This window comes from Microbulbifer variabilis, assembly GCF_052467165.1.
The window spans coordinates 775,847-801,981 of the sequence record NZ_CP174301.1 but is presented as its reverse complement, the minus strand read 5'-3'; the positions used below and the strand labels follow the sequence as shown (position 1 = coordinate 801,981).

The 26,135-nt window shown below is 46.0% G+C and carries 21 protein-coding genes; 8 read left to right on the top strand and 13 right to left on the bottom strand.

What is annotated here, in order from left to right:
- Window positions 1-318 precede the first annotated feature (318 nt).
- The 4 genes from ACJJIP_RS03475 to ACJJIP_RS03460 are packed head-to-tail and all read right to left on the bottom strand — an operon-like array spanning window position 319 to window position 2,748.
- On the bottom strand, window positions 319-1,167 hold the full coding sequence (locus ACJJIP_RS03475) for a CsgG/HfaB family protein (RefSeq protein ID WP_020412504.1): 849 nt from the start codon (window positions 1,165-1,167) through the stop codon (window positions 319-321).
- A gap of 51 nt (window positions 1,168-1,218) precedes the next feature.
- The gene (locus ACJJIP_RS03470) at window positions 1,219-1,629 is read right to left on the bottom strand and encodes a curli assembly protein CsgF (RefSeq protein WP_020412503.1); all 411 of its coding nucleotides are present in this window, start codon (window positions 1,627-1,629) and stop codon (window positions 1,219-1,221) included.
- Window positions 1,629-2,063 carry a CsgE family curli-type amyloid fiber assembly protein gene (locus ACJJIP_RS03465; protein WP_282952577.1) on the bottom strand — a complete coding sequence of 145 codons (435 nt, stop codon included), beginning with the start codon at window positions 2,061-2,063 and terminating at the stop codon, window positions 1,629-1,631. The genes ACJJIP_RS03470 and ACJJIP_RS03465 overlap by 1 nt, the downstream gene beginning before the upstream one ends.
- Before the next feature lies 1 nt (window position 2,064).
- Window positions 2,065-2,748: a helix-turn-helix transcriptional regulator gene (locus ACJJIP_RS03460; protein ID WP_020412501.1), complete on the bottom strand. Its 684-nt coding sequence runs from the start codon at window positions 2,746-2,748 to the stop codon at window positions 2,065-2,067.
- 693 nt (window positions 2,749-3,441) lie between these two features.
- On the opposite strand from ACJJIP_RS03460, the gene ACJJIP_RS03455 reads away from it, so the two are divergent.
- A complete protein-coding gene (locus ACJJIP_RS03455; protein ID WP_444946231.1) occupies window positions 3,442-5,100 on the top strand; it encodes an acyl-CoA dehydrogenase family protein in 1,659 nt (552 codons plus the stop codon).
- A 74-nt stretch (window positions 5,101-5,174) separates the two neighbouring features.
- Here the strand turns inward: ACJJIP_RS03455 and ACJJIP_RS03450 are convergent, their stop codons facing one another.
- Window positions 5,175-7,760, bottom strand: coding sequence for a TonB-dependent receptor (locus ACJJIP_RS03450; protein WP_444946230.1), 2,586 nt, complete (start codon window positions 7,758-7,760; stop codon window positions 5,175-5,177).
- A gap of 253 nt (window positions 7,761-8,013) precedes the next feature.
- Here ACJJIP_RS03450 and ACJJIP_RS03445 point away from each other — a divergent pair, with 253 nt between their 5' ends.
- From ACJJIP_RS03445 to ACJJIP_RS03420, 6 genes are all read left to right on the top strand, one after another.
- Entirely contained in the window at window positions 8,014-9,357 is a 1,344-nt protein-coding gene (locus ACJJIP_RS03445; RefSeq protein ID WP_444946229.1) for a DUF5690 family protein, read from the top strand.
- Window positions 9,358-9,376: 19 nt separating this feature from the next.
- Window positions 9,377-10,561 carry a TIGR03364 family FAD-dependent oxidoreductase gene (locus ACJJIP_RS03440; protein WP_444946228.1) on the top strand — a complete coding sequence of 395 codons (1,185 nt, stop codon included), beginning with the start codon at window positions 9,377-9,379 and terminating at the stop codon, window positions 10,559-10,561.
- Window positions 10,551-11,105, top strand: coding sequence for an HD domain-containing protein (locus ACJJIP_RS03435; protein ID WP_020412496.1), 555 nt, complete (start codon window positions 10,551-10,553; stop codon window positions 11,103-11,105). The genes ACJJIP_RS03440 and ACJJIP_RS03435 overlap by 11 nt, the downstream gene beginning before the upstream one ends.
- Before the next feature lie 49 nt (window positions 11,106-11,154).
- Complete coding sequence (phnX, locus tag ACJJIP_RS03430; RefSeq protein WP_020412495.1) at window positions 11,155-11,964, top strand: phosphonoacetaldehyde hydrolase; 810 nt, start codon at window positions 11,155-11,157, stop codon at window positions 11,962-11,964.
- A gap of 80 nt (window positions 11,965-12,044) precedes the next feature.
- A complete protein-coding gene (locus ACJJIP_RS03425) occupies window positions 12,045-12,746 on the top strand; it encodes a UTRA domain-containing protein (protein ID WP_353375990.1) in 702 nt (233 codons plus the stop codon).
- Window positions 12,747-12,946: 200 nt separating this feature from the next.
- Window positions 12,947-14,707, top strand: coding sequence for a hemopexin repeat-containing protein (locus ACJJIP_RS03420; protein ID WP_444946227.1), 1,761 nt, complete (start codon window positions 12,947-12,949; stop codon window positions 14,705-14,707).
- Between the two features lie 4 nt (window positions 14,708-14,711).
- On the opposite strand, the gene ACJJIP_RS03415 is transcribed toward ACJJIP_RS03420, so the two are convergent.
- From ACJJIP_RS03415 to ACJJIP_RS03395, 5 genes are all read right to left on the bottom strand, one after another.
- On the bottom strand, window positions 14,712-15,452 hold the full coding sequence (locus tag ACJJIP_RS03415; RefSeq protein WP_444946226.1) for an SDR family NAD(P)-dependent oxidoreductase: 741 nt from the start codon (window positions 15,450-15,452) through the stop codon (window positions 14,712-14,714).
- Between the two features lie 32 nt (window positions 15,453-15,484).
- Window positions 15,485-17,542, bottom strand: coding sequence for an aminotransferase class I/II-fold pyridoxal phosphate-dependent enzyme (locus ACJJIP_RS03410; RefSeq protein ID WP_444946225.1), 2,058 nt, complete (start codon window positions 17,540-17,542; stop codon window positions 15,485-15,487).
- A gap of 234 nt (window positions 17,543-17,776) precedes the next feature.
- On the bottom strand, window positions 17,777-18,181 hold the full coding sequence (locus tag ACJJIP_RS03405) for an NUDIX hydrolase (RefSeq protein ID WP_020412490.1): 405 nt from the start codon (window positions 18,179-18,181) through the stop codon (window positions 17,777-17,779).
- Window positions 18,182-18,209: 28 nt separating this feature from the next.
- Window positions 18,210-19,313 carry a phospholipase A gene (locus ACJJIP_RS03400; RefSeq protein ID WP_353375985.1) on the bottom strand — a complete coding sequence of 368 codons (1,104 nt, stop codon included), beginning with the start codon at window positions 19,311-19,313 and terminating at the stop codon, window positions 18,210-18,212.
- A gap of 309 nt (window positions 19,314-19,622) precedes the next feature.
- On the bottom strand, window positions 19,623-20,348 hold the full coding sequence (locus tag ACJJIP_RS03395; protein ID WP_020412488.1) for a hypothetical protein: 726 nt from the start codon (window positions 20,346-20,348) through the stop codon (window positions 19,623-19,625).
- A 619-nt stretch (window positions 20,349-20,967) separates the two neighbouring features.
- Between ACJJIP_RS03395 and ACJJIP_RS03390 the strand changes: the two genes are divergently transcribed.
- Complete coding sequence (locus tag ACJJIP_RS03390; RefSeq protein WP_444946224.1) at window positions 20,968-21,906, top strand: hypothetical protein; 939 nt, start codon at window positions 20,968-20,970, stop codon at window positions 21,904-21,906.
- A gap of 104 nt (window positions 21,907-22,010) precedes the next feature.
- Here ACJJIP_RS03390 and ACJJIP_RS03385 read toward each other — a convergent pair whose 3' ends face one another.
- From ACJJIP_RS03385 to ACJJIP_RS03375, 3 genes are read right to left on the bottom strand one after another with little or no spacing between them, the layout of a single operon-like run.
- Window positions 22,011-23,324 carry a lysine N(6)-hydroxylase/L-ornithine N(5)-oxygenase family protein gene (locus ACJJIP_RS03385; protein WP_282952562.1) on the bottom strand — a complete coding sequence of 438 codons (1,314 nt, stop codon included), beginning with the start codon at window positions 23,322-23,324 and terminating at the stop codon, window positions 22,011-22,013.
- Between the two features lie 2 nt (window positions 23,325-23,326).
- Entirely contained in the window at window positions 23,327-25,147 is a 1,821-nt protein-coding gene (locus tag ACJJIP_RS03380; protein ID WP_444946223.1) for an IucA/IucC family protein, read from the bottom strand.
- Complete coding sequence (locus ACJJIP_RS03375; protein WP_444946222.1) at window positions 25,144-26,124, bottom strand: GNAT family N-acetyltransferase; 981 nt, start codon at window positions 26,122-26,124, stop codon at window positions 25,144-25,146. The genes ACJJIP_RS03380 and ACJJIP_RS03375 overlap by 4 nt, the downstream gene beginning before the upstream one ends.
- Between the last annotated feature and the right edge of the window lie 11 nt (window positions 26,125-26,135).

The following is a 26,135-nucleotide window of genomic DNA, read 5'->3' as shown; positions in this document are numbered from 1 at the left end:
ATAAACTATATAAAGCTCATCTACTAAGGAAACTATAGGAATAATAAGAACAGGAATAAATCAGAAGAAAGCGTATTTTTCTATACAAAAATAAGCAGAAACGTAAAACTTTTGTATGATTAAGGAAAGATAAAAGCTATGAAACAGATAAAAATCTGCGAGAGCAACCAGGAGTCCCGTAAATTACACCAACTTACAGAAAAGTTCAACTCGCAAAAAAGCTGGCCACCTAACCACTTTTAATTCAGATAGATATTGCCAGCTTTTTGAATAATTAAATTATTATTAATCAACAATAATTACATTGTTTTCATGAGATCAGAGAATTTTCACCGGACTTTCAGAGTATTCATCCAAGATCGATGCAGGAAACTCACTACTATCCTGCAAAGCCCATAAATTTCCAGTAACCCCATTAGCAATAAGGTGAATCACGGCAGACTCGATAGCCGAAAGTACACAAAGCTGAGCAGGATCATTGGTCGTCATCCCAGCCTCAACCTCTAATAAACGTTTATATTCTACAAATGTGTAAATATCTCCTTGCACCTGCCGGGACAAAATCTTTTTACTGGTAAGCACGCTACTTAGTACACGACCCGTTCTTACATCGACAGCGCGCAAGTTTACTGTCACTTCATCAACACGGTACTGTGAAGAAAGGCCAATTCCAAAATACCTTGCCCCTGCTCCACCAGTTTTGATATTGGTGTCATAAGCGACAATCCCTCCTTCCAACATAATATTTGCTGACATCAAGGAGGGTAAATCAAAAGGAGGAACTGTATCTTCCTCTTTCAGTGCAGCACGAATTATCTTTCTCTCTGTCAGCAGGTTTTGCAGTCCTTCCCGCTCTAAAGTAACAAACCATCCTGATTCATTTAAGACCTGCACCAACATAGAAGCAGCGCCCTGAGTCACTGCAGTTGAAAACGAGCTTGATGGGGCCGGCCTGTACTGCCCTGTCTGGTCACTAAAACCATAAACTGCTACAACAATTTTCCCCCTGGGAGAGGGCAAATTGATCAAGTCGGCATAGGTGCTCATTCGATCTGTTAAAGTGGCCTTCTCATATCCTGGACCAAATAGAGCCTCACGGGTTTTCTGAAAAAAACTACAACCACTTATGAAAATAATAAATACTACAAGAAATATTCTAGGCAACATCACCACCACCCCTGAAATCCTCAAAAATGCCATCCAATGGCAGTATGGCTGTTAATTTCCCGGATCTAATCCTACTACGACAATCTCAGAAATTTCGCCGGTGACAGCATCTGTAATAGTTATTGTTAAAGTTCCATCCACATCAATTATATTTACAATAAAGTCATCGGTTACCAGAGTACCATCATTTCCATTACCTACATCGGTCAAGAGTTGAGACAACAATCTGGATTCCAAAGTATCAGTGAATCTATCTAGAGAGGAAGATTCTGAATAAGGTGACTTACCTGCTTTTGGATCTTTCTTACTATTCTGGGCACTCGCATTATTCAGTAGATAGTTACCATTTAATGGGTTGCCACCGAACGAGGGGTTAACCGGTGTGTAAATCAACTCAGTAGCATACCCTGCAAAAGGAATCATTAATATAAGCGTAAAGAGAGTAACTAAAAATCTTTTCATTAAATTTCATCCCCTGCCAAATCCAAATTTTGAGAGAACAACTCTTGCAGCCTCTGCTGTCGAATATTGTTATTTATTTGAGTTGCTGCTTGAGCAACAATCTCTCCAAAACGCCTTCGCCCAGGGTAGATCACAGTTCTAAAAACCTGTTTATTTTCATAGGTAACCCACACCACGCTACCCCACCTTGCTGAAGGTCGCTCATGAACGGTTAGGTTATAATCGAATTCCGTGAGGTTACTGGTGATATAAATAGAAAGAGAACGGGCAAATTCGTGACCAATACCGCTCACAGTACTGTCGATAACCAGCCCGGTAAGAAGGGAGTCCTCACCCTCTATTGACTCGAGCTCTTGCGACTGGACAAGTGGGGAGATTGAGATAAGCAGAATTAGGAGAGAAACTCTCTTAAAGCAGTAAAAATAGATACTCATTTTATAAGTTCTGGCTAGCCCAACTACTTGCTTCTAAGCGATTTTTACAGCCAATCTTTCTGTATATCTTATAAAGATGACTCTTAACCGTGTGCTCACTAACACATAAAACTTCTGCAATATTTGCATTGGTATGACACTCACATATCAACTGCAATATTTGCGTCTCACGCTGAGTGAGATTCGACGCTTTTTCCCGCCACTTTTTTGGCTTCCGGTGCTGACGTAAAAAATTATGCAGTACATCCCTGGGAAACCAGTATTCACCAGAAAAAATCCTGCCCAATCTTTCCATGATCACTTTGGGCTCACATTCCGAAGGCATCAAGCCAAGAACCTTCTCCCAGTGAAGAACAAAATCCAAATCAGTTGTATCCGCTACATTAATCAGAACAATACTGGGTGGATTGGAAATTGTATGAATGTCACGCAGAATCAGGTCCAGATCGGATGATGAGAGATCTGCGCAGTCCAGGAGAAGATATTCAGTGATAATTTCTTCAAGCGAAGAAATTGACAAACGCTGGAATATAGAACACTTAGTCCTAAACTCATCCTCTATACGCCCTGCAAAGATAGAGGATTGAAGATTAATAGAAGCCGTTAAAAAAGCTACTTCCGGCCCTTCGGATTCATGACCCGGAGTCACAACTTCAAGGCGTGCATAATCCTTATGCAAATTCATCTGGGTTCCCCCAACATGCGGTCCTTTTAAGATCTTACTTAATATCTGATTTGCTCTTATTTTCTATTTATTCTATGGCCGTCTTTCGCTGTGAGCTAAATCTATTCGATCAACTCCCTGCCTGCAACAAGAAGTGATCTAGATATCAAAATTTCAATCTTAAGTGTGCCAACATAAATTTAGAATGTCATTTTTACATACAAAGGTATTACATTTACAGCTGTAAACCACCTCATAGAACATCCTTTGGTATAGACTCAGGAGCCCACAAAAAATTCAACGAATATCGAGAAATTTGTACTGGTCCACAAAATTAATAGATTAATTTTGATAAAAAACAAATTTTTCTGATCTGAAGAATGTGAACAGTCACATATAATCCACGAAGCATCTTAAAATATAAATTAAATCGTTTAGTACTATTCAATTGATATTAAATAAAAGTCAAATGAGAAATAGAGCAAACGGTATTACTTTGAATAAAAGTCACAAAAAATATAAGTCTAAAAACACAGCCACAATTTTTTCTGAATTATCCGCAAACAGGTTCCGTATAAATAGTAATCAGTTTGAAGTTGATTTAACCTTAAATACAGACTTCCCAGTGTTAATAAAGCACTTGAAGCTGGGATGAATGTACCGATTAGACCAAGAAATAGGCTATATTCAGCCCAAACTGCATGGAATAAATTCATGAGCACCAGTATCCAACCCTCCGCACATGCATCCACTCATACAATCAATAATCAGGTTCCACCTCTTACGGGCCATAATTTATACGCGGGGGATCAAGCACTTAGAGAAGCAGTACATATCAATGGAGGACACTGGGCCGAGGAAGATTTACAGCGCTATGGAGAAGTATGTGGTCGCCCAGAAATGATTGAACGTGGTTACGCTGCCAATGAATTCAAGCCAATATTCGAAAGCCATGACCGTATCGGCAATCGTATAGATATAGTTCGTTACCATCCTTCATATCATCAATTAATGCAACTGGCACTCTCGGAAGGATTGCACTGTTCACCCTGGACGGATCCACGTCCGGGAGCGAACGTGGTAAGGGCAGCAAAGAACTATTTACAATGTCAGCTTGAAGCTGGTCATGGATGCCCAGTAACTATGACTTTTGCTTCTATACCGTCAATTCAACTCAACCCCATTGTTGCCGCTGAATGGGCCCCCAAAATATTAAGCAGAGGATATGACAACAGTAATCGCCCTTACTTTGAAAAGTCCTCTCTAACTATCGGGATGGGTATGACGGAAAAACAAGGCGGCTCTGATGTACGTGCTAATACCACGACCGCTATCCCTTTAGGGGATAACGTCTATGAGCTGCTCGGGCACAAGTGGTTTATGTCTGCTCCCATGTGCGACGGTTTTCTGATACTAGCCCAGGCACCCGGAGGGCTCTCCTGTTTTCTGGTACCCCGCTGGCGTCCAGATGGTAGTAAAAATCCCCTGGAAATCCAAAGGCTCAAAGTGAAAGCCGGTAATGTCTCCAATGCTTCTTCAGAAGTGGAGATGCGAGGTGCAATGGGTTGGTTGTTAGGAGAGGAAGGCCGAGGCGTAAACGCAATTATTAAGATGGTAGCCATCACTCGCTTCGATTGTATGGTCGGTTCTTCCGGAGGTCAGCGTCAAGCAGTTGTTCAGGCCATTTACCATGCCTCACAACGAAAAGCCTTTGGCCAAAAGTTGATTGACCACCCCCTAATGCGCAATGTGCTGGCGGACCTGCAATTAGAAGTTGAGGGATCCATTGCCTTAACTATGCGTATGGCAAGGGCTATGGATCAGGAGGACCAGGAGCACGAAAAAATGCTACTTCGTCTGGGAGCTGCGGTGGGAAAATACTGGATCTGCAAACGCAGTCCTCACCATGCCTATGAGGCTATGGAATGCCTGGGAGGAAATGGGGTCATCGAGAACTTTATTACTGCCCGCCTATACCGAGATGCTCCAATCAATGCTATCTGGGAAGGCTCTGGCAATATACAGGCTCTGGATGTCCTTCGGGCAATCACAAAAACACCCAGTGTAGTAAATCACTGGTTGGACGAAATGGCAGCCAGCACAGGTAAGAATAATTATTTTGATAAAGCACTAGATTCATTAAAGAAAGAATTGGCAGATTTAGATCAGTTTGAGTACCGAGCTCGCGCTATCGTAGATCAAATGGCAGTTACAATGCAGGCCCATCTACTTATTCAATCTGGTGATAAGGCAGTCAGTAGCGCTTTTATTCTATCAAGGTTGGAGGGCAAAGGCGGCCATAGCACTGGTAGCCTACCCAGGGGAGTCGATATAGAACAATTGCTCACACGCGGGAACCCACTTTCAGTATAAAAAATGAGCTATATATTAACTTAAACTGAAAACCCGGCATAACCGGGTTTTTTCTAATAAAAAATAAAGATCAGCTAAAAAAAACTATAGCGAAAGCCCAGTTGGCCACGAACCCCATAATACTCAACTTGCTTTGGCCTATCTTTATCACCAATATAATAAGTTAAAGGTTCATTCGTAAGGTTTAAGGCCTCAGCAAAAATAACTAAATTGTCCCCAATCGTATAATTTGCACTCATATCCAGGCTTGTGTAAGCACCGTAGTACTGGTCTTCATTTTTATTGCCACCATGCTCTTCAATATACTCTCCCTTATGGTTTTGAGCCAGGCGAATGGAGACAGTACCATCATCATAATAGATAGAGAGATTATGTAATAAATCAGCTTGACGGGAAATCGGCACCGCACCATCACGGCCCGGAATACGCATTTCTGAATCCAGCATAGTTAAATTTGTCGACAACCCGATATTTGAAAGAAATCCGGGAAGGAAATCCATTTTTCGCACCAGATTAAATTCCAATCCCCTCAGCCACGCATCTTCACCATTTTCCGGACTATAAATATCGACTCCTGACACTCCATTATATTCACCTTCTTTCACATCTTTAAAGATTGGATCTGTAATATCTTTATAAAATAAACCAGCAGATAAAATCCCCGAGTCATTAAAATAGTACTCATACATAAAGTCCAGATTCCAAGAGTAAGTAGGATCAAGATCTGGATTACCTCCTATAAACTCATTATCGTGCTCGGCATAGTACCCTCCCGGATTCAGATCACCAAAGTCCGGCCTGGCAAAGGTTCTGGTCAGCGCGAGCCTGATATTGCTATCCTCTGTGAGCGCATATTTTAGATGTGCCGATGGCAAAATGGATAAATACTCTTTATCACCATTAAACGGCACCAAATAGCCTTTATTAGCTTCATCGTTAACAAATACCTGGCTTTCCACCTTCGTTTGTGTCTGAGTGAGTCGTAATCCCATTACAAGAATGGCTCTATCTGAAAGCTCATAATTACCCATGCCATAAGCCGATAGGTGCCTCTCTGTTAGCTCAAAATTTCGCCCAAGAGCCCCTCCATTTTCAACTAGAGCTGATTCTTCGGGAATCAAAATGAATTTATCCCGGTTTTGGTTCCAAAAATTCTCCAATTGAGACATTGAAGCAACCTGAGAGAATTGGGAGTCATAGTTGATATCCAACTCTGATAGGAAATCATTTCTGCCAGGCTGATCAGACAAGGTAAAGTCAGAGAGAACTGGGGCAGGCCCATAGTTTTCCTCATCCCAAATGTAAAATGCATCGGAGAATTCAGACACCCGTTCCTTGTCCCGATATTTCATACCGAACTTTAACTCCAGCTCACTGGAAAACTGGGAAGAAAAGTCAAAAGTGGCTACCACTTTATCCTTTTCGTTGACATACACTTTATATAGTTCAACCCAAGATAGGCTGGACTGGGTTGGGTCCATTACAAAACCATCCGGGAGGTGAGTGGGTATATTTTCTGCTGGGTCAGTACCACCATCGATTTGGTTGTAAGCCAGCCCATCATCATCCAGGCCAACATAACCTACTTCCGTTTGATCAAAACGCATTACAAAATAAGAGCGATCATCTTTATTGGGTGTATTCCCATAGCGGAATTCATTATCATAGCTGGCTAAATTCCAATTCAGCTGCTTATCATCACCAAAAAAGTGCTCTCCACCAACTTCAACACCTTGCATACGAGTTATCAAAGTATTGTGGATATGCTGAAGTTCCATTCTATCTTTATCGAACCGCAACCTGTGCTTGTAATGTGTCTCCTCATCTTCTAATGTCCCATACAAACCACGAGCAAAAATCTTACCTCCTTCTTCCAATCGGTATTCAGTAGCAAGGTTTAACCCCAGGGTATCTCTGGTTCCGGTATAATCCCGCAGTTCCAATCGATATATTCCCTCCCCTTTACGGCGAGGCTCGTAGTTATCTGTTGCCCAATCCCTGCTCCAACCAGTTACATTGGCCAAAAATCCCCATTTACCACCTTCACTTCTATCCCCATAAAGAATGCTCATGGATTTAATATCACCGTCGGCTTTATCCGCATAGCCACCAGATAGGGATATATCCAAAGTGCGTTCTTCAGGGGCTGTACGAGTCACAAAATTAACATTGCCGCCAATAGAGTCACCTTCCTGATCCGCGGTAACAGCCTTAGAGACCTCAATACGTTCAATCAGCTCCGATGGAAAGAAATCAAATGCCGTAGCCCTGCTGGTAGTTTCCTCTTCTGCAGATGGCAAACGATGATCATTAAGGCTAGAAGAACTCCATTGGGACGGGAGGCCACGCACAGCGACAAACCGTCCTTCCCCCTGGTCACGCTCGATAGATACGCCTGCGACTCTTTGAACTGCCTCTGCGGCGTTACGATCCGGTAACTTTCCTATACCATCTGCCGATACCACATTAACAATCCGGTTGGATTCCCTCTGTAACTCCAGGGAACGTAACTCTGTCTCAAACATTCGTCCAAGCACAACAATCTCTTCTATTTCGCTATCATCCTGGACACTCTGCTTACTACTTTCTTGTGCATGAGCGTAATTTACTTGTCCCACCAGCAGAGTAATCGTTGCAGGCAATAATTTGACATAAATCATTTTACTTCCCCTGTATCAATCAAAAAATGATTGGCAAATTTTTATCGACACAAATTAACTTGCTCGATCATCAACATAAATCTGGACTAGACCAGAATCCTAAATTGCCGCTATGACGTTTGTATAACAAGTGTGTGAATATTCCCTGCGAATATATAAATGAAAAATTTTTACCATCTGGAATGGTTATTGAACTTAAAAAAGACTGTCACAAAAACGCAATCATAAGCACCTAAAATCTGGTCTAGACCAAATGGCAACTATCGATAAAATGGAAAAAACCAGTAAAAAACAGGAATCTGATTCCAGTGAAGATTTCAACAGTGAGCTTTTTTTGCTACTCTTTTCCGGAGTTGCTGCATTCTTCACTTATTTTTGTATGTATGCTTTCCGCAAGCCCTTTGCAGCAGCATCTTACGCCAACATTTCCGGCTGGGATTTCACTCTAGACTTTAAAACCGCACTTATAATTTCCCAAGTACTGGGTTATGCGTTTTCAAAAATTATCGGGATTAAGGTTGTCTCAGAGTTACGGCCATTGCAGCGGGGAAGAATACTGGTAATTCTAATTCTTTTCAGTCATCTGGCCTTGATAGCATTCGCATTGATCCCCGCTCCTTATAATGTTGTCATGCTTTTTTTTAATGGTCTCCCACTTGGAATGGTGTGGGGACTAGTATTCAGCTATTTAGAGGGGCGTCGTCTTACTGAAGCACTAGGCGCCATTTTATGTGTTAGCTTAATCGTCTCTTCAGGAGCCGTAAAAGCAGTAGCCGCATATCTAATGCTGGAATGGAAAGTCCCGGAAATCTGGATGCCTGCAACCGTGGGCTTATTATTTCTACCTGCACTGATTCTATCTACATTTACACTCAGTAGAATTCCCCAACCCAACAAAGCAGACATCCGTGCACGAAAACAAAGAGTACCAATGACGAATGAAATGCGTTGGACTTTCGTCAATGAAACGAATCTGGGATTGTTGGCTTTAATCATCGCTTATGTATTCCTAACGGCATTTCGTGACTTCTCTGATAATTTCGCTGCAGAGCTTTGGCAAGCTTTGGGTTATGGTCAAGCACCCCAGATCTTCCTTACCAGCACTCTACCCGTGGCACTGATAGTTTTAGCATCCCTGGCGCTACTTATTTTTGTACGTAACAACTATCGCGCATTGCAGCTAAACCAGCTATTAGTCGCGGCTGGGGGAGCAATCTGCATAACTTCAACTCTCGCATTTGAGTTAGATATTGTATCCGGGGCTGCCTGGATGATTGGGATCAATATCGGGCTCTATATAGGCTATGTTCCATTTAACTGTTTATTATTTGAACGTCTGGTCGCCTGCACCAAGAGCCTAGGTAACGCAGGATTTGTGATTTATCTGGCAGATAGTGCGGGTTATATCGGCAGCATTAGTGTCATGCTCTATAAGACTTTCGCGCAACCAAACCTAAACTGGTTACAGTTTACTCAGCAACTTTCCTATGCTACTGGTATTGCATGTATTTTGTTAATGCTGCTCTCACTTCTTTTCTTTCGCCGCTTGCACCGTAATTCTTCTTCACGGTTGAGGCTTATTACTTCTCCAGTGTAAAAAAGGCTATAGAGCAGTTATGAAATTTGATATTGCCATTGTCGGTGCCGGGATATTAGGCAGTTTTGCTGCTTACCATGCACTAAAATCCGGAAAAAAAGTGCTGTTAATTGAAGCCAGCACTAAGCCTCACGGAGCCACGGTACGCAATTTTGGCCAAGTAGTACCATCTGGTATGAATCTAAAACTATGGCGAAATCTGGGGCGACGATCGCTGGAACTTTATGGCGAGTTGGCGACAATAATGCCGGACGCACTCTGGCAGCATGGCTCTCTCTACGTGGCTTCTTCTTCAGAAGAGGCCAATCTACTAGAGGAAATGCATGAGATTAATCGTGAGACTAACTACGTTTCCAGGCTTCTTACCTCGACGCAGTGTCACAAGCAAATTAATTTACTAAAGCAGAGTTACTGCCATGGTGGCCTCTACTATCCACAGGAAATGAGTGCCGAAAGCTCCCTGCTAATGAAGTATTTTTGGAAACTACTTGAAGACACGAAAAATTTACATTTTAAAAAGGCATCTCCGGTAATAGCCGTAGAGGAAGTCAAAAATGGGGTCCAGCTTCGCTGCTCAACAGGTGAGTCTTTTATTTCAGAACAGGTAATGATTTGTTGTGGCCATCAACTTAGTCATTTATTTCCGCACTTATTACAAACAGAACAACTACGGCTTAGTAAATTGCAGATGTTGCGCACCCAACAAATCAAGGGAGTCAAAATACCAGGGAACCTGCTTACAGGTCTGACAATACGCCGCTATGAAGCATTTAAAAGTTGCCCTAATTATAAAAATCTACCGAAGCCCCATATTGATCCAAGCTATGGAAAATTTGGTATCCACCTTCTGTTTCGACAATCTGCCGATGGCAGCATCATCATTGGCGATTCTCATGAGTACTTTACTGCCCAGGACTCAGGCACTTTGAACTATGAAATATGTCAGGAAATCAACTCACTGATGGTAGCTGAAGCCAAGCGTATTCTTAATCTACCCCATTTAAATGTTGCCAGGATTTGGAATGGCTATTACAGCCAGGAAAGTAGCCAAGGCGTATTCCTAAAATCCGCAACAGAAAATATTCATTTAATAACCGGTATTGGAGGAAAAGGTATGACAACCGGACCAGCATTAATGGAACGGGTAGTGAAGGGTATTTTGGACAAGATCCCTCTAGATGAGTGCTTAATCGATGAGAGCTAATGTTGTCGATAAAATTAAACAGTTATTTTTGCAGTACGGGAATTTAACACTTGGAGAAAAATGCACGCAGCTACAGCATGCTACCCAGTGTGCCACCTTGGCGGAACTCTCTGGTATCTCCGATGAAATGACTGTTGCAGCGTTTCTTCATGATATCGGCCATCTCCACGCTATAAAGGAAAAAATACCCGGTACGGATACTGAAGGCTACAGTGCACATGACCTAATAGGTGCAGATTTACTCGAAAGGTGGGGTTTTTCCAATACAGTCACGAAGCCTATCGCCCTACATGTTCAAGCTAAAAGATTTTTAATGAGTACAGATAACATTTATGAGACACGGCTATCCGCAGCAAGCCACAAAACCCTAAAAAAACAAGGCAAAATAATGACAGATAAAGAAAAAGATAATTTTCTTAATACCCCCTTCGCCGAGGATGCTCTGCGTCTGCGCGAGTGGGATGATTCAGGAAAAGTGCCTGGTTTAGCCGTAGCTCCTTTGGATCACTGGCTAAAGATCTGCTCAAAGGTACTTAGTCGATAGATATTTTGCCGCTCAACTCCCTTATCAATTACCAAAAAGGAGATAATCCATGGAACCACTGCAACTTAAAGCTGCTATCCTCGACTGGGCCGGAACCTTAGTAGATTTTGGCTCCCGCGCCCCTTTACAAGCGTTTATGCAAATTTTTGCTGAGGCTGGAGTTACGGTCAGTGAAGAGCAAACCCGTATTCCAATGGGTACTGAGAAGAAAGAACATATTCGCCAGATGCTACAACAAAATTCCATTCAAACTGCCTGGCAAGTGGTTCATGGGCGCCCATCCCAGGAATCTGATATAGACGGACTATATCGCCGTCTGGCCCCGATACAGATTCAGGAAATCGATAGGCACAGCCAAATAATACCCGGAGCCGACAAACTATTTGTCCGCTTGCGTGAGCGTAATATACGTATTGGTAGCACCACAGGTTACAGTCGTATAATGATTGAGGGCATGCTGGCAAAAGCTCAACAACAAGGCCTAGAGCCCGACTGTGTTATTGCAGCAGATGAAGCTGTGGGCGCAAGACCAGGACCCGCAGCTGCATTAAAGAACGTCATTGAAATGGAAATCCCGTCTGTCAGCCAATGTGTCAAGATTGATGATACCGCCGCAGGCATTTATGAGGGGCGCAATGCCGGCATGTGGACAGTTGCAGTAGTACTTTCAGGAAATGCTTCGGGATTATCCCTGGGAAGTTGGCAAGCACTCTCGGAGGAAGAAAAAAGAAATCACAGTATTGGCGCTTATCAAAAACTTGAGAATTGCGGCGCTCATTATTTGATAGACGATATCAATAAGCTTGAACCCGTACTGGTCGATATCAATCGCCGACTGGCTCTTGGACAACGCCCCTGATAGGCTATCAAACTTCAGGAATACCAGTTTGGTAGCCCAGGCCTGAGACCGAGTTTTAGATCAAACCCAAGAGAAATACTGTGTCCTCCAGTTACGTAGAAATTAAATCACATATCCAACTGTTGATCGGTAATGGTCGCCTGGCCGCCAATCACAAGCTGCCCGCTGAGCGCGAGCTGGCGGAGCAGCTGCAAGTCACACGTATTACTTTACGAGATGGTTTAAACCGTCTTGAAGGTGAGGGACTGGTGTACCGACAAAATCGCAGAGGTTGGTTTGTTGCACCAGATCGATTTGTGATGAACCCGACACAAAAGGTAAATTTCAACTCCATGGCCCGACAACAGGGTTTTAGAGCAACCACCAAAGTACTTGGGGTCCGTAAGCTGACCGTAAGACACGATATTTATTCCGCCTTTAACGCCACTAAAAGTACCAGGTACTTTGAAATCCGAAGAGTCCGCTACCTGGACCAAAGGCCAGTCATGGTAGAAGAGAGTTATCTCTCATCAGAGTGTTTTCCTGAATTATCTGACTTCGATTTATCTGGATCTATTACCGAAATATTGCAAGATAATTATAGGGTAAATATCACTCACGAGCGTTGTAATATTCAGGTTGCGAACCTGGAGTTGCAATATGCAGAGCCATTGGGTATACCCGCTGGTGCTCCAGGCCTGAGAATCTTAAGACTTCGCTATGATTCTGCTGAATATCTGATTGATTATAATATTGAATACTGGCTACCCCACGCCATAGAAATGGAAGTAGCCACTAGATAGTACTTATTTTTTACCGCACCTAAAAAATTCCTTGCTCTTTAATTTTAATGAGGGAGATTGGTTAGTTGTTAGCTTTTAAATAGCTGTCTTTTCTTTGCAGTATCGCTGTAAAAATCCCTTCATTGGGATTTAATAGCTATCGTCTATTCTATCACAACTGGTCTAGACCAGAAAATCATTGAAAATACGGAATATTCGATATGAAGACACTTATCTCCTGCCTGTTGTTAATTTCGTTTGTTTCCAGTAACCAATTCGTTTTTGCCCAGAATAATAAAAAGGTACTTCTAATTGGCGTTGATGGGCTGCAGTACGAAAAGCTCAAGGATATAGACACCCCCAATTATGATCGATTAATTCTACACAAGGCTTATACCGGTGGTATCAGTGGCTCTCAAAGTCAACAGGACACTAAAAGTGGCCCCGGCTGGTCCACTATCCTTACAGGAGTTTGGGTTGACAAGCACCAAGTCACGTCCAATGACTCAGGCCTGGCAAATGCAGAATTCCCCAGTTTGTTCAAACGGATAAAGGAGGCTGATAATAGCCTTTGGGTGGGCAGCATATCCCATTGGAGCCCTATAAATACCAACTTTTTTACTACCGACCTGGCACAGGCTAACCTGGTTTTAAGTGGCCTCTCCGATGCGGATGTCACCACACGCGGCGTGCAGGAAATATCCTCAGGTCATGTGGATTTCCTTTTCCTGCACCTGGATGACCCCGATGGTGCCGGCCACAGCTCCTGTTTTGGCAATCACTATAACGAAAGCATTCGCACAAGTGACACTCAGCTGGGCGCTCTGTTAGATGCCGTAGATACACGTATTGCAAAAGGTGAAGAATGGTTAGTGCTTGTAACTACAGACCACGGCCGTGATTCTCGCGGCTGCGGGCATGGGGCACAAACTGCCAGCGAGAAAACAATTTTTATTGGCAGTAATTTGCCGTTAAATGCTGAGCACAGCGAGTTTATTGGAGATATCCACAATGGAGATTTCAAGGGAATTTATGGCCATGCTGCCCAAACCTCCATTGCACCAACGGTGTTGCGTTTTATGGATATTGAGCTGCAAACGAATTGGAAGCTGGATGGTAACCCACTGATTGGCAGCCCTGGAATACGTAAAATGATGGCTGCTGACAATAAGACAATTAAATGGTATTCCACAGATGGCGGACCCGTGGAGATTCACCAGAATGACCAGTTCATTGATGTCGTCGACGCTAGCGCACAAAGCTGGACCGACTATACAGAAGCACAGGGAGTCCTGGACTATGTATTCGTACATAAAGATACCCCAGTTGCTTTGCGTAAATCGGCCCTGGAAATTACTGCTGGTCTGGACTGGAGCAGTGCACGTGCTTACTATTTTCGCGGTGACGATCAATATGTACGCTACAATAAAACCCTGGACAAAGCCTCTAGCGGTTATCCGCGCACGACCAATAACAGTACATGGCCTGGCTTGGGCGACTATGCCCACCTGATTGTTGCTGCATTTAAAGCCAACAGTGACAAAGGCTATTTCTTCTTAAATGACGGGCGTTACCTGCGCTATGACCTCAATGAAGATCGGGTCGATTCCGGCTATCCCAAATTGGTGGACAACAATACTTGGCCTGGTTTGGCTACCTACGCGACAAAAATTCGCGCTGTCCTGAAATGGCCTAATAGCAAAGTTTATTTCTTTCTCAAAGACGGGAATTATTTACGCTATGACCTGGAAGAAGACCAACTTGACAGCGGCTACCCCCAACCTATCAATGACAGCAATTGGCCAGGACTCGGTCCTTATGCTACGGAGATTACCGCAGCCCACCAATGGAACACATTTCGTGCATATTTTTTCCTCAAAAACCAGCGCTATATACGCTACTCCATCACATCTGATCAAGCATACAGTGGGTATCCGAGAACAACAGATAATGAAACCTGGCCAGGCTTGATGACCCCCTGATTCACTACCAGGGCAAACGGCTACCATCCCAAAAAAACAGATTACCACTATCGGCGGGCGCCAGTTGTTGTAGTACATCCACAATACGCCCGGCACTCAGTGCCGGGCTGTATAATTTTCCCGGCGCCAGATTACCCTGGAAGGGTTTGGAAAGTGCTGTATCCGTAGTGCCCGGATGAATGGCCACCACACAACTGTTTTCCAATCGGCGCCCCCATTCAATAGACAGGTTTTTTACCAACATATTGAGTGACGCCTTGCCGATACGATAGCTATACCAGCCCCCCAACTCATTATCGCCGATACTACCCACCTTGGCAGACAGGGATACCCACAGCAGCGGCCGCTTGCGTTGTAATTTTCTATCCAGCGCCTGGGCCAGGTGCATATGAGTGAGGAGATTGATACGCATAGACTGTATCAACCAATCATCCTCACATTGCGCTAGAGATTTTTCCGGGCCATGAAATTCATCGTGCAACGATCCACAACAGTTAATTACCCAGTCAGGCGGAGAGGAAAATTCAGAAAGGAAGGTCTCGACAGCCCTGGTAGAGTGCTCGTCCGCGAGAGAGACTGTCAGGTGACGACGCTCGCCGGCGTGTCCAGGTACCCGATCTACTGTACCACGGCTCAAAGTCACCAAAGTAATATCGGGATAGCGCCGAACAATTTCGGCGCCGATCGCGCGAGCCAAACCGCCCGAGGCACCCGCCAGTAATACCATCCTTGGTTGATCAAACATACCGGCCTCCATGCCGGATAGCTCGTGTGGCTTTATTTTGCCTTTTTGCCGCCGGACTTTTTGTCTTTGTTTTCTGATTTCTCAGCGACTTCCTTGACTACACGCAGCATAGGTTCATCTGAGCGGAAAATCAGACCGTGAATCTCCGTAGTATTCTGCCCCTGCAACAACTGCTGCAAGTACTGCACTATCTGCTCAGAAATCTCCTGGCCAGGTACCAGAACAGGGATGCCCGGCGGATAAGGCACTATCTCATCGGCGCTGGTGCGACCGATAAGATTCTGTGTAGCCTCCACCCCATTGTCCATCAACGGCAACTCTTCCGTATCGGCAAAGTAGGCATCCGCCGGCAGACAGGTGAAGCGGGTAAACTCAGGCAGGCGGCGCGGAGTACCGACATGAATACGCTTGTGAGTATTCCCCGCCAGCTGCTTCAGTGCATGAATCAAGCGCAACAATTTACTCTCAGTACTGCCCAGAGTTACCAGTACTGTGATGGTATTGTAGGTGGTCTTTTCCACTTGAATACCGTATTGATCAAACAGCTTGATCTGCATCTCATTGCCCGAATAGCCGCTGCGGGAAATATCGATGGTTACCTTGGTGGGGTCCAGGCCGATATTGTCACCTGCTAGAGGCTCAGCAATCAGGTCATCGCGGGTGAGGGCTCGGAATACTCCGGTTTCATTGACTGCACGGCGAAGGGTTTCCACCATCTGCAGGCACTGCTTGAGACGCCCATATCCCTCCATCGCCATCTGCTTACGGGCAACATCGAGGCTGGCAATCATGGCGTATTGCGGGCTGGTAGACGCATGCATGTTCAGGTTTTCGCGGAAGCGGAATTCGTCGAAGTCCGGGTCCTGCACATGAATCATGCTGGCCTGGGAGAAAGCCGACAACATCTTATGGGTACTCTGGGTCACATAGTCGGCGCCACACTCAAGCGCGGTCGGGCGCAGCTCTGGGTGGAAGAAACCGTGGGCAAACCAGGCCTCATCGACCAGCACCTTGACACCGCGCTCATGGGCGTAATCGATAATAGGTTTCAAATCGTAGCGCAGACCATCGTAGGTACAGGAAGTGATAACCAATAAGCGCGCATCGCTATGTTCATCAAGCGCCGCCTCGATATCCGAGCGCTTCACCGGGCCATAAATGCCGAATTCAGGGTGCAGTACCGACTTCAGATAAACCGGCTCACAGCGATTCATCACTATCGCATGGTGAACCGATTTGTGGCAGGCCTGGTCGACAATAATCTTGCCGCCGCCACCGAGTATCTGCTGAATCACGACCTTGTTGGCAGTGGAGGTGCCATTGGTCAGGAAAAAGGTATGGCGCGAACCAAACGCCTGGGCGGCAAGATCCTGTGCTTCCTGAATTACCGAGTGCGGTTCCAGCAGGCTGTCGAGTATCTGTACGGAAACAGACAAATCCGTATTGAATACATGCTCGCCCATAAAGCGGTAAAAGTCCCCAACCCAGGGGCTGTTGCGCAGGCTGTCACCACCGGAGTGACCAGGAGTATGCCAAGCGTCACGTGCGGAGAATACATATTCCTTCAGGGTATCGGCAAAAGGCGTGGAGGCGCGGCGGGCAATAAACGCCTGTACCAGGCGGAACATATGGTTGAAATTGCCCTCTCGGCGATCAAACAGCTCGTCAAAGCGGCGACGCAGGTTGGCGAGGGATTCTGCCCCCGCCTCACCAATTGGCGAGGTAGCACCGGCAACATCACTGTGGGCCACCAGGAAGATATTGAGTTGAGAGCGCAGAGCATGGATGCGGTCGGCCAACTGGTCGGCCTCTTGCAGGCCTTTAGCATCATTGCCACCATCCACTATAACCGCTTGTAAGCGATCTTCATCGCGCCCCAGGCGCTCTACATCTGCGGGGGCTACCGCTTCAAAGTGCAGTCCGAAAGGATTTTCATGGCGAGCGGCGGTGCTGTTCAGGGCACTGATCCAGTCCCCCGCCAATTTGCTGTCTGCACTCACCAGAGCGATATGACATTCCAGCTTCTGCGCGCTGTCATTCAGGTTGCCCAATTCAGGCATTTTCAATTCCAAGCCCATATTCTTATCCATCAGCATAGCCCGCAACTTGTTGCAGGCTGCCGCCTTAATTATTTAACTATTTGATTTTATTAACTTTTCTTAAGTCCTCCAGCTATGGCGGAGGATCTGGAATTTCGCGGCTAAAAAGCCAGGGGGCAAATATTAATGGAGCAGGCGCGGGATTTCCGCGACAGGGAAGCATTTGGCGAAATTCGCCAAATGCATGGTGACCGACCAGATCTATTGCCAAGGAAAAGTGGAAAGTTAGAACTTTGCGCTGCGCACACTGCCATCGAACTCCAGGCAGTCCCTGACTCTCTGCCGCTGTACCTCGGAAAGCTGATCCAGAGGGAAATACGCCATTTCAGAGTGCTCGTTTGACAGGGTGATATGCCTCCTGTCGGTAAAGCGGGCCCGAAAGATAAAAACGTGGGAGTTATAGACCTTGTGGTAATAAATACCACTCAGATAATCAATATCTACATCCCGCCCCAACTCCTCGCGACACTCCCGTCGCAGGGCTTCGTGGACTGTTTCACCTGGGTCCAGAGCCCCACCGGGCAGCCCCCAGCTACGATTGGCGTAGGTTGCCAGCAGCTGCAGGACTTCGCCCACTTCATTGGTAATCACCGCATGCGCACTGAGGCGGTAGCTGTCTTCGAACCCCATCGATCCCGTCCCTGGCCGTTAGAGGCTGTTAGAACCCCTGAGCCAGAGTGAAACCAAAGCCCAGGGTCTGTACAGACTCATCGTAGTCGATCAGGCTCTCACCATAGCCATTGAAATAACGGATATAACCATCCACCCGCTTTCCCAGTGGGAATCCCCAGGTCAGCTCAACAGCGCCACGATTATCTGAGCGCAAATTGTTGCGCACCATAATCGCGATAGAGTGGTCACCATCCCGATAGCGCCCACCCAATTCAAAATGACCGAGGTAGTGCTCAATATCCGGATTGTCATCATCCTCTCGCGCCTCCGGAATCCTATACCAGGGCTTAAGACCTATAGAAAAGTTATCCCGCTCAAAGATAAAGTTGGCATAAATTCGATTCCAACTGCGTGAGTAGGGCTCACTGCGTCCATTTGATTGATGATTAAAGGCAATCTGATTGGCGACGTTATGCCAGCCGAACAGGCTCCAGTCGTTGAGCCAGGTCAGGATTAACTCTGGCTCATGATTGGTCTCTCGGAATGGCGCCGAATCATCCGAGTTATAAGCCTGCCAAAAGCTGCGATTGGTGTAAGCCACACTCATGAAAGAGGCACTACCGAGAAAGCCACGCCAAACCGGTACCTGCACCGAGAGCTGGAACTGTACCTCGATATTATCCAGGTCGCGGTCCTCGTAATCGGTCACCCCCCCTGTCTCCGGGGAGGGATTGTAGGTGAAAGGCAAAATATAATTTGCCTTATGGGAGGCCAGGGTGAAAGGGTTACTGGCTGCATCTCGAATTGCCTGGGCCCGCCCTCCCAGCAGTACCTGATCGGTGGGAAGCTCCTCTGCATATTCCTCAACTACCGGATCTACCTCAAAGTAATCTTCCTCAATGCCCAACTGGGCACGCACTCTCTCGGCACAGAGTAGGCGTATTTCCCGTAGGGTGGTATCGGCAGAAGAGATAAGTAGCTGTTCTTGCAGGCACTGTTCATGCTCATGCTGCTGATCCAGCTCCTTAATCTCTACTTGGCGCTCCTCACCAATACTGGCCATGGCGGTATTCAATGGAAACTGGGCAACCACAAGCAGAGAGGCAAAAAATCTAACTCTATTGCGAGTGACGAATCTTAAAAAGGACAAAAGGCGCTCCCCCATTGGCACGCAGTAAAAGTGACGCAAGCTTACACTGGAGAACTGAAAAAATCCTGCCGCATTAGTTCCCGGATGCAAGTATAAAATCAGTATATTTTCCGATTTATTAATAACGGAAAGGAAATGTTAAGTCAGAAAATACCGGTAAAATAAGGAGTTGGGAGATGAATCAATATTAAGCACAGAAATAGGGCAAAAAGTTTACTCGGATACTTTATATGGATAGTCGCTATTCAAGCGACTGATAAAGCCATTCCATTCACCGCATGTTTCCGCAAACTCAGTCGGCGAAATTGCTCAACAAACCAGACTGGTCAGACATGGAGACCACTCGAGGTCTCTTAGGCGAACCTGCCATAGGCGACCCGTACTGGATGGCCAGTCGTAACCGACCAATAGACTGCGACTATCAACGTAGCAGTGCGCATCCCGCTCGGCTTCATCGCCCTGATAAATATAACCGCAAATATCTGGCCCCATATCCTGTGCACGCTGGCTGGCCAGATCTCCGGCCATAGTCCTAGCGCTGCGATGGCTGACCCTCGGTGACAGTAATTTCCCCCGCTGGGAAGGATCAACAATATCCGGAGAAACCACTTCCAAACCATCCTTGTGTTGTACAAGTGTCTTTAAGAGGGGCCCCATAAACACGCGCATCAGAGGAAATAACAGCCGAGACTCGCCCAGCAATTGGGCCTGCTGGGGGCCGTTAGGACCCTCCCAGGAAGCTTCAATCTCATCCCCTAAGCGAGGCGCATACCCCTGAGGACTGCTTAGACGATAATGAGCACTTACCTCATCCACCTCGTCGCGCCAGTGGACATGGCACTCACTTACCAGGCCGGCACAAAGTAGCGCTGAAACCTCTATTCCATAGCCCTGTTCACCTACCAGGCGTCGACTCACCAGGGTACGACGCCCCTCTGAATCGTGGCCCAATTGCCAGCTGTCCCGCACAGGCATTTCACGCCCGTCACAGCTGTAGTGATATCGACCTTGCGCAAGAGTAGAGTTCAAACGCATTGCAGATTTCCTCCCTGCTTACTGCAAGCACCAGACTGATAGTTCAGTACCCAAAAAGTATTGCACATGGAAGATTGACCACGAAGATTTTAGCGCCTGCTTGTGAGGGTTTCATCCTCTATAAAATAATAGCCCAGCGACCAAATATAAATTGGGCGACGTAATAACAAATAGTGAAACACCCACCTATAGGCTCCATAAGACAGTAAAACTGTATTCACAAGTGAAAACCGCAATTAATTTTAAGGGTAAAATTCACAACTCATGAATATCTTCAGGTTAACTGTGCATTACTATCACCTCTTTCTAACCCCCTTAAAAAACGAATAAGTATTCTGCATATAATTACAAAGCCTGAATAAGTAACTCCCTCCCTTTTCACTTCTTGTCCAATTCCGATTAATACAGGCCATTACAAACTGATCTCAATCGAATATTTGCAATGTAAATGTATTATTATGCTTTCATCGTTCCAAGAGAGCAGTCAAATAATATTTGGCATATCTAAATGCAACGCCAGAATTAATTGACGAAGTAGAAAGCAAAAAAAGTTAGCTTAACTCTCAGCAATGTTATTAGAAATAAGACAAATTGTTTTGATTATAAGTGGGTTACTTCTATGCCAACTTTCGCCTATCAATCCATTAACTCAAACGCGAGTACCAATCATGGGGTCAGTGCCTCCAACAGCCAGCATTTCACCCGTATGACTCACAACCATCAAGCCGCCAACCAGGATCGCTGGCACCTAATTATGCCAACGGCTGACGGTTTGGACCCTCATGTTCCAATTCACGGCCCAGCTCAGCTGGTCGCACAAGCACCACTCGGCTATATGGCTAAAGGCCAGCACAACAATGCACAATTTCTCAGTATGATTGAAGGTAAAGCTCGTCAGACTCACCAGCACCTGTATCGCTCACTGGGTCAGACCTGTGATCTTTTAGTGTATGGAGAAATGGACGGAGCCAATAGCGAATGGAGTTCCATGCAGCAACATGCTGGGGGGTTGGTGGGGTCGAGTTCTACAGGAAAGGCCTGTAACAGCTTCAGTGTTCACGCAGCCAATACCACTCAACATCAGATTCTCGGCTCTGGCATGGGCTGGATTGCAATCAGAAGCGGGAATGTGAATGCCGTGTTCGTGCATGTACCTAACAGTATTGCCAAGAAGGAAAGCGAATCAGTCATTTTCTATCGCAATATTAATAACCTTCTAATTCAGCAGGGTTATGGCGCTATTGACCTTGTTATGGGCGACACTAACCAGGGAAATGACAGTTTCACCCCCTGCGCACTTAGTGTGGCAACAGGCACACTATTTCGCGATGCACATACAGAGGACGAAGTAAATCCTTTTGATTCCTACCAGCGTAGTTTTACTGGTACCAACAGCACGGCCAGTAAAAAATATGACGTTGCCGCATACAATACCAAGACCATTCGAGTAATCAAGGTGGACTATATCTCACAGAGCACCCCGGTTAGCGTCAACGGTTCCGACATGGCAGCCGCGGTAACCGATCATATGGGAATTTTTATTGACGTTGCCAAGTGATAGTCAGAATAGATACCACAACGGGGAAAGAAAACTAAAACCAGGCTTATGATCGAATCTACCCTGCATTAAAAGATAGATTCGATCAAAAAAAACTCTATAAATTAAGCAACCGCAATCTGCTGGGCTTCAGGGGTAATCCACTTCATCAAATTGCCTGCTTGCTGATTGTCATACACCGCTTTGCCATGTAAGTCATTAACTACTTGTGCAGCTCGCCAGGCGGAAAGACTTAATTGCGGTTCCGCAATACCATGACTGGTACGGCCAGTGCCGAGGAAGTATAGGCGACGCTCACTATCATCCCCATTAAGCTTTGTTGCAAATGCATCATCAAGCAACAGGCGCCCTTCTGCATCCCTAGGAATACGCTCCTGTAGAGGAGCTAAACAGGCCGGAAGAGCCTCTCGTAAACCTGTGCACAAAATAACGATATCCGCATTTATCCACTCATTACCATCTGCATCACCCAGTAAGTGATTCTGTAATTGTAACTGGTAATCACCGCGACAGGACATATTCACTAATTCGCGATTGGGCATCAATGTCACTCGTTCGGAATCCTTCTCCAGATGCACGAGACGATAAAACAACTGATATAGCTCTTTGAGCGTGTCTGGAGAAATCCCATCGGATGCCAGTTTCTGTTCGGCAACAACCTCTTCACGGCGATGAGGGCTCAGCTGGCGGAATACCTCAACATATTCTGGGGTAAACCAATCATTTGTAAACGGTGTTTCATCCAGGGGCAGATAATTGCTGCGACGGGATACCCAAGTTACCTGCTGCGGGCGCCCCCAGTGTTTGCCAAGAAGATTTATTACCACTTCAGCACCAGTCTGACCACCACCAATCACGGCAACACGCTTGCCACTTACATCGGGGTTGCGCAAAGCTATTTCCAACGCATGGAAACAATTTTCAGAAAGGAATGGTCGGCTACACTCCGGGATATTTGGCTTTTTACCAGCCGCAACGCACAGATTCTTAGCAAGTATCTGTTCACGACCATTGGGCCCATGTACGTCCAGCTCAAAATAATCACCATTATCCACCACACTCTGAACACGGCTACTCATTTGGATACAATCCAGACGACGTGCAGCCCAAGCCAGGTAATCGGCAAATTCCCGGCGCATCACGGTACGTTGTTCTGCATGGAGAAAATCATAAAAGCGCTTGTTTTCCACTAAATATGCCAAAAAACTATAGGGGTTTGTAGGGTCAACCGGTGTTACCAGATCTTTTAAATAGGAAGTCTGCATCATGGCGCCCGGTAACATCAAACCCGGGTGCCAGGAAAATTCCGCTTTAGCGTCGAAGAAACGATGGCTCAGGAATTTATCCTGCATTAAAGCGGCAACGGCCAGGTTAAAAGGACCGGCCCCGATACCGGCAAGATCTAGGAAATTACTCATGATTAGGCCTCTAAAGCGGAAGCGGTTTCTGTTTGTGATTTGGGTTGTTGGGACTCTTGCTCAGCGAGCCAAAGAGGGTTGTGCAGGTCACCACCGACGATGGGGACCGGGCGCTCAGCGCTGTCATCATAGCCCTGCCGCAAGCGCACACGATTAATACAAACACGCTCGATGTGAGGGCGGAATAAATTAAACAGCTGGAAACGTTTCGCCATGTGAGCACTGTGCTGTTGCGCAGATTCCTGATAACGGCGCAGTACCCGAGCCAAAATTGCGTAGAATTCCAGCTCTTCCAATCCGACCTCTATCATTAATTGAGCGGACAGGTATCGCAATACTGTTACGAAGTGACCAGTGAACAGATCGTGAATAATGTAATTGGGTGGTAGCTGGTCGAGTGCTTGCACCGCTGCTTCCGGTAAATCTGCACGCTCAGGAAACTCCCCTTCGGCGAGACGCAGATCCCCTTGAAAATCCTTCAAGAGGACACGCACCACTTTATTATTACGCAACACCAACGTCAGGTTTTGCGAATGAGCCACCAAGCCTATGCCATAGCAACTCAGTAAATGATAAAGAGGCACTACCGTCGCCTCGAACAAATGCTCAAGCCATGCATGAGCAGAGAGACCGGAAGCTTTTATCAGAGCCACAGCTACAGATTTACCGCTGGCATCTTTCTGCAGTAAGGCAGCCATTAAAAGATGGCGCTCTCCCTCTGCACATAGTCCAGCTGGACTCTGCCGCCAGGTGGCCCCGAGCAACTCCTTGTAGCGATAAGGAGTTCCATCAATTAACTCATGATGAAAGTGCGGTACGTGCAACCCCGCCACTTCCTGTAAAACTCCTGTGCCACGAGATTGTAATTCGCCATCGCGTTCACAAAGCTGCTGCATCCATTCGGATAGCCCTGGACCGCAGCGCATAAATTTACCCGGAATTCCGCGGTAACAAGAAGTATTTAAAACCGTCAGTGGTAACTTTACATGCAGGGCTCGAGGGCGATCCAGATTCGACAGGGTACGCAGTGATACTTGTGGCAAGTACTGGTCACCAAATTCTCCAAGTAATACTAAATCGCCACGAAAAATCTGTTGTGCATAGTGTTGGCGAATATGATGTTGCCACTGCCAAGGGTGCACTGGTAGTGGCAAAAATGCTTGCCAATCGATACCTTGCTTGCGGCACACTTCAGACAGCTGCTTCAGTTGTATTTCATTAAGGCTCTCTGCCAATAAATCTGGCCAGTCCCAGGAATCATTATTTCCACTAACAACCAGCTCCCGCCGGACCGCAAGCCATAATAATCGAACACCCTGGGAAGCCTCTGTACCATAAGCATTAAACTCTTGTGCCCCCCAACCGATACGCCCTTTATTCACCATCGCTTTAGGATGACCATCCAGCAGGCATTGCAACTGTTCATCAGGCAATTTTGCCAGAGCTTGGGCATTTAATTTTTCGCGTTTTTGTAATAGAGCAACATCGGCAACCAGAGTATTGGCAAGTTCTTGTAATAGATTACCCAGAGTACTGGACGAGGCCTCCAAATCCTGAGCGGCATCAATAAAAAATTGTGCCGCATCATCGGCGGGCTTCACTTCTGTATCCCGTACACGTTCAATGTCACATGGATCTATTAATAGCCAATCCCAGATGGTCAACTTGCCCTTGAAGCGATAAACAACCCCTGAGGAGAGGTGTACAGAATATCGACCATCTGTTTCTACTACAGCACTGAGCGCCTGCTCATAGCAAAGCTCAGCCAGTGACTTTACCAATAGAGCTGTATTTGCCAGCTTCCAGTGTTTGTCCCCGCTCATACTCCCCCCATGCTCCGAAAAAAATCTTTCCGCTTACACATCACCAACGTGGCGCGTTTGTGCGGAAAATCAAACTCTTTAATTTTTTTCCAGCTAAAAGTTCCGTTGATATATTTAAGCAACGCCCGGTTATCCGCCCGTGGTTCTCCAACCAAATTTTCAGTCCGTGTATCATCAAGGAACATAAAATGGGAAATACCATTAAACCAGGCATAGGCAAAACGCTTGCCTAAATAACGCAGGTCACCAACCAGCATATGTGAACCACGATCGAATGGCTGGCAATCGTAGTAGGGCGCAATACGATCTTCGAGGGCCCAATAAACTTCAAAATAGGCGAAGGGTTCATCGTCAAAACAAGCGATCAAAGGGTATTTATGAGGATCCTCAATAACAGTATCGATAAACTGCCGCTGCTTGTCTGCATCACCCTCCTCTTCCCAAAATTGGGCTACACGTCTCTGGTTCATCCAGCCGGTAAAGCGCTCCAAATCTTTCTGAGGGTCTAAGTGGCGCAAGCTAAAATCCATTCCCAGGGAGTGGAAATAACGTCGATAGACTTCCCCTTTTGGTGGTACCGCACGGAGTGGATGGCGAACTCCCTGCTCATTCTTCACCCACTGCAGAGGAAATTTTCCAGCGTTATTTCCACAATACCAAAGCTCCGCACGCTGATAAAAACCACTGCGGGAAACCCGGCTTGCCACTGTATCTGTTTCAACGATATCTATGTTTTGTAACGCCGGGTTCAGTGCAAAGAGCCAATCAAACCATAGGTCTAATTCCACGAGCTGCGCATTACCGTGTGTTAAAATAATTCGTGCGCAATCCCGCCCTGGAATGTATTCAATTTGGAAGTAATCTTTCCCATTAAATTGACAACAATATCCACCAGGAGCAATTTGCCAAGAGCGTCCATCAGGAAGCTGACCATGCTCCTCCAGGGACTGTTCAGGCACAGCTGTTAAACTGGTCATAAATCTATCCT